Origin of the sequence: Arthrobacter sp. Cr_A7 (assembly GCF_029222765.1) — a bacterium.
In the GTDB taxonomy this organism is placed as follows: domain Bacteria; phylum Actinomycetota; class Actinomycetes; order Actinomycetales; family Micrococcaceae; genus Arthrobacter.
In genome coordinates this window covers 17001-27027 of sequence record NZ_JARHXQ010000126.1, presented here as the reverse complement: position 1 = coordinate 27027, position 10027 = coordinate 17001, and the positions used below count along the sequence as shown (strand labels likewise).

The following is a 10027-nucleotide window of genomic DNA, read 5'->3' as shown; positions in this document are numbered from 1 at the left end:
ACGCCCCATCACATCCCGCTGCTATCCACCCAACGCCCCGTCCAAAACCTGCAGAACGTGATGGAGCGCCCGTCCAGAACCTGCGGAAGGTGATGGAGCGTCCACGGCCGAGGAGCGCCGGCGGCGGTAAAATTGAGCCTAGAGGTGCATGGCGATGTCTGTGGCTCTGGTGGTCTTCCTGATCCTGCTGGGCTTGGCGTCCCTGGCTGCCATTGCCGGGACGGTGGCCCTGGTGATCCGCGACGGCCGCGGCCAGATTCCGCTGGAGCCTTCTATCCGGCCCTGGACTGCGGGGGTGCTTCCCAGCCGCCCCTACTCCACGCTCCCTAAGATCTAGCCTTTAGCGTTCGCGCTGGGGATCGCCGGGTGTGGTCTTCGCCGCCTCCACCTCGAGGAGGAGCCTGCCGTCCTCCTGGACAAGGCTGGGCTGGTACACGTGGGCTTTGCGCTTGTAACTCAGGTAGGCGATGCAGCCGTTGGCCGAGGCCATCTTTTCAAGCATGATCTCGGAGCCAGGCACCAGGAGCTCGCCGAGGGTCCGGCCCACCGTATTCTCCTGGCCCACTTCGTCGCCGAGCGCGGTGGTATCACGGGCTTCGATAATCCTGGCGGCATTCACCCACCTGCCCCAAACGCCCTTGCCTTCCAGGAGGGTGGGCTCCTGGCTCAGCGGCACGGTGGCCGCGAAGTAGCGGGTGTCGAACCTGCGGTGCGCGAAGTCCGGGCTGCGCCAGTTGACCAGAGACTTCAGCAGGTCGGTCCGGAGCAGGAGGCCCCGCTTTTCCAGGACCTGCGTGAACGTCTTCTCCTGTTCGGCGACGGCAATGCGGGCACGCATCCAGTCGGCGGTGGACGTTGCTTCGACGGTACTGGACATGTCCGGCCCCGCCAGCAGCACGCCCGTCTCTTCGAAAAGTTCCCGGATGGCGCCCACCACGTGGCGGCGCGCCAGCCCGACGTCGTCCGTTCCCATCTGCTCAGCCCAATGCTGCGGTGACGGGCCCAGCCACCCGACGGGGTCGTCGTCGGCGGCATCAAGCGACCCGCCGGGGAACGCAAGAACCCCCAGCGGCGAGGAACCTGGCCGGTAAGCCAGCCAGGTTTCCAGGCCGGTGGGGGAATCCCGCAAAAGGACCACGGACGACGCCAGGCGCGCAGCCCGTGGAGTCCGTTCGCCGTGTTCAAGCCAGCTGTGCGCTGCCCCTTCGAGATCCTGGGGAAGTGCAAAAAGGCGTCGGGCGAGGTGAGGCAAGGGAAGCGACCGGCCTTAGCTGAATTCGGCGATCAGTTCGACTTCCACAGGAGAGTCGAGCGGAAGGACAGCAACGCCGACGGCGGAACGGGCGTGCTGGCCTGCGTCACCAAGGACGCGTCCCAGCAGTTCGGAGGCGCCGTTGATGACGGCGGGCTGTCCGGTGAAGGACGCCTCCGAGGAAACGAAGCCCACCACCTTGACGATGCGGGTGATGCGGTCCAGGTCCCCGATCACGCTCTTGACGGCGGCCAGTGCGTTGACGGCGCACACAGCGGCGTAGCGCTGGGCGTCTTCCGGGGAAACAGTGGGCTCGTCGGCGAAGGCCTCACTGCCCGCCGAAACCTTGCCGGTAGCTTCGAGTTTGCCGTTAATAAAGGGGAGCTGGCCGGAGGTGTAGACGTGGCTGCCGGAGATCACTGCCGGCACGTAGGACGCCACCGGGGCGGCCACCTCGGGAAGGGTGATTCCCAGTTCGGCAAGGCGCTGCTCAACAGCGGAAACAGGGGCTGCTGCCGTGCCGGACGGGGCTTCTGCGGGGGTGCTCATTACTACTGCTTCTCCCTCTTGAGGTAGGCAACCAGGCCGTTTCCGTCAGGTCCGGGGACAACCTGGACGAGCTCCCAGCCGTCCTCTCCCCACTGGTCCAGGATCTGCTTTGTGGCGTGAATAATGAGCGGAATCGTCGCGTACTCCCATTTGGTCATGAGAGAAAGACTAGTCCTTGCCGGTAAAGTGGAAAACATGGCGACTCGTAAGAACCCCTTATTCGATACTGCCACCACCCTCGGAAAGATCCTCGTTTTCCTTGGCGTGAGTGCGATTTGTGGTGTCCTGGTAGCTGGCCTGCTGGTCCCGGCGGCCGCCGTTTCGGGCAGCGCAGCAAGTGGTTCCATCGAGTTCTTCGACACACTTCCGGCTGAGCTGAAGGTTGATCCGCCCAACCAGACCACCAGGATCCTGGCGGCTGACGGAAGCGAGATCGCCAGCGTCTACACGGAGAACCGCACCAAGGTTGCTTTGGACCAGATTTCGCCGTTCGTGAAAGAGGCTGTCATCGCCGTCGAGGACAGCCGTTTTTATGACCACGGCGGTGTGGACACCACCGGTATTCTCCGCGCGCTGGTGAGCACCGCGCGCGGCAACCGGCAGGGCGCCTCCACCATCACGCAGCAGTACGTGAACAACGTCCTCAACGCCAACCTCGCCGCCGAGGGCAACGAGGACCAGATCAAGCTCAACGGCGTCAACAAGGGCGTGGGCGACAAGCTCCGCGAGATGAAGCTGGCCATCGCCCTGGAGAAGGAGTTCAGCAAGGAGCAGATCCTTGAGGGCTACCTGAACATCGTGTTCTTCAACCGTGACGCCTATGGCATCGAAGCCGCCTCCAGGTTCTTCTTCAGCACCTCCTCCAAGGACCTGACACTTCCCCAGGCTGCGCTGCTCGCCGGGCTGGTCAACAGCCCGTCCGCGTTCGACCCCATCAGCAATCCGGAGAGCTCCAAGCAGCGCCGCGACCTGGTGCTGGGACTCATGCGGGACCAGGGCAAGATCACCCAGGCGGACTACGACGCCGCCGTTGCCACCCCCGTGGAAACCAAGGTGACGCAGCCCAAGCAGGGCTGCGCGTACGCTTCCACCGCCCCGTACTTCTGTGACTACGTGCTCCACCTGCTGGAGAACAACCCCGCCTACGGCGCGGAACTGGATGAGCGGAAGCGCCTCATCTACGGTGGCGGCCTGACCATCACCACCACCCTTGACCCGAGCGCCCAGGCTGCCGCCCAGGAACAGGTCAACGCCTCCGCCGGCGCCAACCCGGACAAGTGGGGCGCGGCCATGGTTTCCGTGCAGCCCAACTCGGGCAAGATCGTCTCGATGGCCCAGAACACCACCTTCCTGCCGGCCGAAGGCTCCTTCGACTCGCAGGTGAACTTCAACGTGGACAAGCTGGACAAGGACGGGAACGACCTCAACGGACTGGGCGGCGCACAGCCGGGCTCCACCATGAAGCCGTTCACGTTCGCCCAGTGGCTCAATGAGGGCAAGTCCATGAACACCGTGGTCAACGCCGCGCAGCGCAAGTACCCGCTGAACTTCCGCTGGCGCAACTCCTGCGGCGTGGTCACCGGCGCGTACAACACGGCAGAGAAGGGACTCGGCGCCGCTGACGACCTGCAGAACGCAGAGCCCCAGTGGTACCGGCCCCTGTCCGTCCTTGAAGGCCTCTACAACTCCATCAACACCGTGACCTTTGCGTCCGCGGCCCAGCTGGACTTCTGCGGCATCCAGAAGATCGTGGACGCTGTGGGCCTGCATGGCGGCCTCCCGGCTGACGGCGACCCGAACCCGAAGATCAACATGTCCACGCTGGCAAACCTGCTGGGCTCCACGCAGACCGCCCCGCTGACCATGGCCAGCGCCTTCGCCACGTTCGCCAATGACGGAAAGTACTGCGAGCCCATTGCCATCACGTCAGTCAAGGACCAGACCGGGGCAACCCTGCCCGCCCAGTCCACCAACTGCCGGGACGCGATTAAGCCCGAGGTGGCACGCGGTGTGAACTATGCGCTGCAGGAGACGCTGAACCGCGGCTCCGGCTCGCTGATCCAGCCCAGGATCTCCACCCGCACCAGCTTCCCCATCGGCGCCAAGACTGGTACGTCCAACAACAACGGCTCGACTTGGGTTGTTGGCCACACCACCGGCCTGGCAACCGCTGCCTGGTTCGGTGACGCCTTGGGGTCCCAACAGCGGCCAGGCCAGAACGTCACCGTCAACGGCAAGTTCTACCAGGGGATCGATGGTTACATGATCGCCGGGCCCATGTTCTCGAACTTCATGACCCGGATTGCCCCGGCGTACGGCACCGAGCCGTTCCCCGCGCCGCCGAGCAACTTGCTGGGCGGCGGCGGAACCACGCGGAACACCACACCCGCCACCACGGCTCCCCAGGCCACCCAGGCGCCGGCACCCTCCTCGCCGGCCGCCACGCAGCCCGCCCCTGAGCCCAGCAGCAACGGGAACGGCAACGGAAACGGGAACGGCTAGCCGCCGATGACCATGACCACCTTGGCCAGCCGCGTCCGCACCGTCGGACGCGGCTTTGCCGTAACCGCAGGAGCCGGGGCAGCCGCAGGACTGGCCGCGTTCGGCTACGGGCTCTGGGAAAAGAACCAGTTTGTCCTCCGCGAAGAGACCCTGGACATCCTGCCTCCCGGCCGGAATCCGTTTAGGATCCTTCACCTGAGCGACATCCACTTCGTACCCGGCCAGAAGAAAAAGGCGGCCTGGCTGGAATCGTTGGCCGGCCTGGAACCGGACCTGGTGGTGAACACCGGAGACAACCTCAGCCACGCCCAGGCGGTGGATCCGCTCCTGGCCGCTCTCCGCCCGCTGCTGGAGTTTCCGGGCGTTTTTGTCCCCGGCTCCAACGATTACTTCGCGCCGAGCCTGAAGAACCCCGCCACCTACCTGCTTGGCCCGTCAAAGGTGAAGCCAAAGCCCGTCCCGCTGGACTGGCCGCGGCTGCGCTCGGGCTTCGGGATGGGCGGCTGGGTTGACCTGACCAATCGCCACCAGTCGCTGGTCCTGAACGGCATGCGTTTCGATTTTTCCGGGGTGGATGATCCGCACCTGAACCGTGAGCGTTATGCAGGGTGGCCCCGCGGAACCATCAACCAGGACTCCAACGACCACCTCAAGGTGGCCGTCATCCACGCGCCCTACCAGCGGGTACTGGACCACTTTACCGAGAACGGGGCCGACCTCCTGCTCGCGGGGCATACGCACGGCGGCCAGTTGTGCATCCCGGGTTACGGGGCCCTTGTATCCAACTGCGACCTCCCCACGTGGCGCGCCAAGGGCCTGAATGATTGGCAGAACAACGGACGCACGACGCCGGTGAACGTCTCAGGCGGCATCGGCACCTCGCGCTTCGCCCCGGTAAGGATCGCCTGTAAACCCGAAGCGGTGCTGCTGACCCTCACCTCCCCCAGCTAGCGCCGGACCGCAAGGCCATTACGGACTGCAATAAGTGGGCAAGCACCCAAACCCGGTTCGATCCCTGTGAATCGTCTCACCCCATGGCATAGGGTAGTTGCTACGGGAAACTACATTCGATTCAGAGCTTGAGAAGCGGGCATGGCCAAGCAAACTCCATTCTTCAGATCCATCAGCCGTCTCTACCCCCATGTCCGCCCCATCATTCCCCGGCTCCTGCTGGGGCTTCTCTGCGCGCTCCTGGCCAGCGTTGTTGCCCTCGCCATCCCCCAGGTGTTGCGCGTCCTGGTCAATGAATCACTAAAGTCCGGCGGCGCCACCGAGGCGGTCTGGATGTCCGCGGGTATCATCCTGGTCCTGGGCGTGGCCGAAGCGGGGCTGGTAGCCCTGCGCCGGCAGTTCGTGATCAATCCCGCCACAACCGTGGAAACCCGGATGCGGGTGTCACTTTACGGCCATTTGCAGGACCTCACGGTCTCCTTCCACGACCGCTGGGGCTCCGGCCAACTGCTCTCCCGGGCCATGACGGACCTGAACTTCCTGCGCCGCTGGATGGCCTTCGGCGCCATCATGCTGGTGGTCACCACCCTCACCGTCATCATCGGCATCTCGGTCATGTTTGCCATGAGCTGGCAGCTGGCCCTCATCTTCCTGGCCGCCGCCGTGCCCATCATGGCGTACAGCTTCCGCTTCCGGACCCGCTTCAGCAAAGTTGCCCGCCGCAGCCAGGACCAGGCCGGCGACCTTGCCACCACGGTGGAGGAATCCGTTCACGGCATCCGCGTCCTGAAGGCCTTCGGCCGCAGCAGGGAGGCGCTGGAGAACTTCAACGAACAGGCTGAGGAACTCCGGCAGACCGAGATCGAAAAGGCCCGCCACCAGGCCATGTTCACCATGGTGGTCACGCTCCTGCCCGAGCTCGCCCTCGGCGCCGGCCTGGTGGTCGGCGTTATTCTCTGCGCCAGCGGCCAGCTGGACATCGGCGCCCTGGTGGCGTTCTTCGCCACCGCGGCCGTGATGGCCTCCCCCGTGGAATTCTCCGGGATGCTGCTGGCCATGGCACTCACCGCCAAGACCGCCGTCGACCGCCACTACGAGGTGATGGACTCGGAAAACACCATCACCAGTCCCCCGGCCCCGCGGCGTCCCGCCCGGCTGGCTGGCTCCCTGACGTTCCGCAACGCCTCCTTGGCGTTCGACGATGCACCGGACAAGCCCATCCTGAAGGACATCACCCTTGACGTCCGGCCCGGCGAGACCATGGCCCTGGTGGGCATCACGGGCAGCGGCAAGAGCGCCCTGATCCAGCTGGTGCCCCGGCTCTATGACGTGACCGAAGGTGCCATCACCATCGACGGCGTGGACCTGCGGGACTTCGACGTGGAGGAACTCCGGCAGATCGTGGGCGTGGCCTTCGAGGACACCACGCTGTTTTCCAGTTCGGTACGCGACAACGTCCTGCTGGGCGCCCGCGAACGGAGTGACGACGTCCTGGAAGAAGCACTCGACGTGGCACAGGCGCACTTCGCCTACTCGCTGCCAGAGGGTGTGGACACCCTGATCGGCGAGGAAGGGCTCAGCCTTTCCGGCGGGCAGCGGCAGCGGATCGCCCTGGCACGTGCCATCGCGGCCCGCCCGCGGGTCCTGGTCCTGGACGATCCCCTGTCCGCCCTGGACGTCCACACCGAGGAACTCGTGGAGACCCGCCTGCGGGAAGTGCTGAAGGACACCACCACCCTCATCGTGGCCCACCGGCCGTCCACCGTGGCCCTCGCCGACAGGGTGGCGCTGCTTGAGGAAGGCCGGATCACCGCCGTCGGAACCCATACGGAACTGCTGGCAAGCAACCACCATTACCGCTACGTCATCGCCAGCCTGGACCGGGAACCCCGGGACCTGGACTCCGAACTGTCGGCGCTTGAGGACCAGGCAGAGGAAGTCACCCGATGAGCACGGCAACGTTCGGCACGGCCAATGAAGACAACGCCCACCTCAGCAAAAGCGACAGCCGGGCAGTACGACGACGGTCGCTCGCCTTGCTGCGCTCCCTCATCCGTCCCGTACGGGTGCGGTTCTGGCTGACCATCGCCATGGTGGTCCTCTCCCAGGCCGCGCGTGTTGCCGGGCCGGCGCTCATCGCCTTCGGCATCGACCACGCCCTGCCGGCGCTGCAGGCCGGGGACAACCTTCCGCTGGTCTTCACCGGCGTCGCCTACCTCCTGGCAGCCATCGCGACGGCGGGGCTCACGGCCCTCTATGTCACGTCCACCGCCAGGCTCAGCCAGTCCATGCTGCTGGACCTCCGGGTCAGGGTATTCCGCCATACGCAGCGGCTCAGCCTGGAATTCCACGAAAAATACACGTCCGGGCGGATCATCGCCCGGCAGACCTCCGACCTTGAAGCCCTTCGTGAGCTCCTTGACTCGGGCGTGAGTTCGCTGGCATCGGGCCTGCTGTTCATGATCTTCACGGCCGTCACCGTTTTCGCCCTGGACTGGCGCAGCGGGCTGCTGGTCCTGGCCGCCGGCGTTCCCATGTTCTTCCTGGCCCGCTGGTACCAGAAGCACTCCCAGATTGTCTTCCGGGAATCCCGGGTGGTGTCCGCCCGGCTGATCGTGCATTTTGTGGAGACCATGACCGGCATCCGCGCCGTCAAGGCGTTCCGCAAGGAGAAGGAAAACGCGGAAACCTACGGGCAGCTGGCCGAGGAATACCGGCAGGTGACCGTCCGGTCCATCAACCTCAACGGCATCTTCCAGCCCGGGCTGGTCCTGATCGGCAACGTGTGCGTGGCCGTGGTGCTGCTGTTCGGCGGCTTCCGGGTACTCACCGGCGACTTGGCGGTGGGTGTGCTGCTGGCACTGATGCTTTCCACCAAGCGCTTCTTCCAGCCGGTGGACCAGATGGCCATGTTCTACAACTCCTTCCAGAGCGCCCAGGCCGCCCTCGAAAAAGTCTCCGGCCTCCTCGAGGAGGTTCCCACAGTGCGCCCGCCGAAGAACCCTGTTGCGTTGAAGAGCGCCCGGGGGGAAATCGACTTCCGTGGCGTAGAGTTCCGCTACGGCGACGGGCCCGTCGTCGTCCCCACCCTGAACCTGCACATTCCGGCCGGGCAGACCGTGGCGCTGGTGGGGCAGACGGGTGCCGGAAAGTCCACGCTGGCCAAGCTCATTGCCCGCTTCTACGATGTGACATCCGGTTCGCTCACCCTCGATGGCGTGGACCTCCGCAAGCTCAGCACCACGGACCTCCGGCGGAACATCGTGATGGTCACCCAGGAAGCCTTTCTGTTCAGCGGTTCTGTGGCGGACAACATCGCGCTTGGCCGCCCGGAGGCGTCCCGCGCCGAAATCGAGGAAGCTGCCAAGGCGGTGGGTGCCCACGAGTTCATCCTGGAACTTCCCGAGGGCTATGACACGGACGTGAACAAGCGTGGCGGCCGGGTGTCCTCAGGCCAGCGGCAGCTCATCAGCTTTGCCCGGGCCTTCCTGGCACGCCCGGCCGTGCTGATACTGGACGAGGCCACCTCCTCCCTGGACATACCCTCCGAGCGGCTGGTGCAGAGCGGGCTGGCCCGCCTGCTCGCCGGCACTGATACCGCCGGCAGGACTGCGCTGATCATCGCCCACCGGCTGTCCACCGTGGAGACCGCGGACCGGGTCCTGGTGGTCCACGACGGCCGTATCGTGGAGGACGGCAGCCCCGCGGACCTTATCGGCGGCGGCGGGCGCTTCGCCGACCTGCACGGCGCCTGGAAGGATTCGCTGGTCTGAGCCTGCTGGTTACGGGCAGGCAGACATGCGCGCCCGGTTAGGCTATGAGAAACCTGCCTGTCCAAGGAGCACCCATGGAGTCACCCAGCCCGCTGCTGCCGCGCGGGCCGCTGTCCGAAAAGGTGGCCGAGGTCCTGCGCGAGCGGATCATCTCGGGCGAACTCCCGCCGGGCGGGCGGCTGAATGAACGCGAGCTCGCCGCGGAATTCGAGGTATCCCGGATCCCGCTGCGCGAGGCCCTGCCCCTGCTCGAGGCTGAAGGCTTCATCACCACCGCTCCCCGGCGTGGGGCAGTGGTCCATACGTTCACCTTGCGGGACGCCGAGGAAGTGTTCGACCTTCGCATGCAGCTGGAGCCGTTGGCCGCTGCCTGCGCCGCCAGGAAGGTGGCTGCCGGAGCCGATGCTTCCCCACTGCTTGAGGCCCTGGAGTATGCGCGCAGCGGGACACCCGGCGAGGAATCGTCCGGCCGCAACTCGGACCTCCATGAGCAGATCGTCCTGCTGGCGGACCACCACCTGCTCCGGCGCATGACCAGCCTGATGAACGGACGGGTCCGCTGGCTGTTCCGGCTGACACCCGAGCGGGACACCCAGGCCATGTGGCGGGAACACGAGGAACTGGTCCTCGCCATCACCTCCGGCCAGGTGGCGCTCGCTTCCGCACTGGCCACTGCCCACGTCGAGCGCGGCCGGTCCGCGTCACTCCCCGGCCTCGCCCAGCGGCTGCCGAAGGAGCCGGTGGCGCGCCGCCGGCGCCGCTGATGTGATTGGCTGCGGTCAGGATTTCACATCGGGACCCGGGATCGGCTATCCTTGTAAAGTTGCTTTCGCAGCGGATCGGGATGTAGCGCAGCTTGGTAGCGCGCTTCGTTCGGGACGAAGAGGTCGCAGGTTCAAATCCTGTCATCCCGACCATAACGAAAAGAGGGTCTCCTTGCGGAGGCCCTCTTTTTGTGTCTCGCTTTGGTCTCGGCACCGCACCGTGACGGGCCCTTTGA

General features: G+C 65.6%; 9 protein-coding genes and 1 tRNA gene. 7 read left to right on the top strand and 3 right to left on the bottom strand.

Features of this window, described 5'->3' with window-relative positions; translation table 11 throughout:
• Positions 1-154 precede the first annotated feature (154 nt).
• The gene (locus P2Q66_RS07770) at positions 155-337 is read left to right on the top strand and encodes a hypothetical protein (protein WP_275726962.1); all 183 of its coding nucleotides are present in this window, start codon (positions 155-157) and stop codon (positions 335-337) included.
• A 3-nt stretch (positions 338-340) separates the two neighbouring features.
• Here P2Q66_RS07770 and P2Q66_RS07765 read toward each other — a convergent pair whose 3' ends face one another.
• Genes P2Q66_RS07765 through P2Q66_RS07755 form a run of 3 tightly spaced genes read right to left on the bottom strand, consistent with a single transcriptional unit; the run spans position 341 to position 1959 of the window.
• Positions 341-1252, bottom strand: coding sequence for an NUDIX hydrolase (locus P2Q66_RS07765; protein ID WP_275726959.1), 912 nt, complete (start codon positions 1250-1252; stop codon positions 341-343).
• A 15-nt stretch (positions 1253-1267) separates the two neighbouring features.
• Complete coding sequence (locus P2Q66_RS07760; protein ID WP_275726956.1) at positions 1268-1801, bottom strand: RidA family protein; 534 nt, start codon at positions 1799-1801, stop codon at positions 1268-1270.
• 2 nt (positions 1802-1803) lie between these two features.
• The gene (locus P2Q66_RS07755; RefSeq protein WP_009359196.1) at positions 1804-1959 is read right to left on the bottom strand and encodes a DUF4177 domain-containing protein; all 156 of its coding nucleotides are present in this window, start codon (positions 1957-1959) and stop codon (positions 1804-1806) included.
• Between the two features lie 37 nt (positions 1960-1996).
• On the opposite strand from P2Q66_RS07755, the gene P2Q66_RS07750 reads away from it, so the two are divergent.
• From P2Q66_RS07750 to P2Q66_RS07725, 6 genes are all read left to right on the top strand, one after another.
• Entirely contained in the window at positions 1997-4303 is a 2307-nt protein-coding gene (locus P2Q66_RS07750) for a transglycosylase domain-containing protein (protein WP_079597581.1), read from the top strand.
• Positions 4304-4309: 6 nt separating this feature from the next.
• Positions 4310-5254 (top strand): metallophosphoesterase, encoded by a 945-nt coding sequence (locus tag P2Q66_RS07745; RefSeq protein ID WP_079597582.1) that lies wholly within the window; start codon positions 4310-4312, stop codon positions 5252-5254.
• A 141-nt stretch (positions 5255-5395) separates the two neighbouring features.
• A complete protein-coding gene (locus tag P2Q66_RS07740) occupies positions 5396-7204 on the top strand; it encodes an ABC transporter ATP-binding protein (protein WP_275726948.1) in 1809 nt (602 codons plus the stop codon).
• The gene (locus tag P2Q66_RS07735) at positions 7201-9027 is read left to right on the top strand and encodes an ABC transporter ATP-binding protein (protein ID WP_275726943.1); all 1827 of its coding nucleotides are present in this window, start codon (positions 7201-7203) and stop codon (positions 9025-9027) included. Before P2Q66_RS07740 ends, P2Q66_RS07735 begins: the two co-directional genes overlap by 4 nt.
• Before the next feature lie 74 nt (positions 9028-9101).
• Entirely contained in the window at positions 9102-9791 is a 690-nt protein-coding gene (locus P2Q66_RS07730; protein ID WP_275726941.1) for a GntR family transcriptional regulator, read from the top strand.
• 76 nt (positions 9792-9867) lie between these two features.
• A tRNA-Pro gene (locus P2Q66_RS07725) sits at positions 9868-9944 on the top strand.
• Positions 9945-10027: the final 83 nt, after the last annotated feature.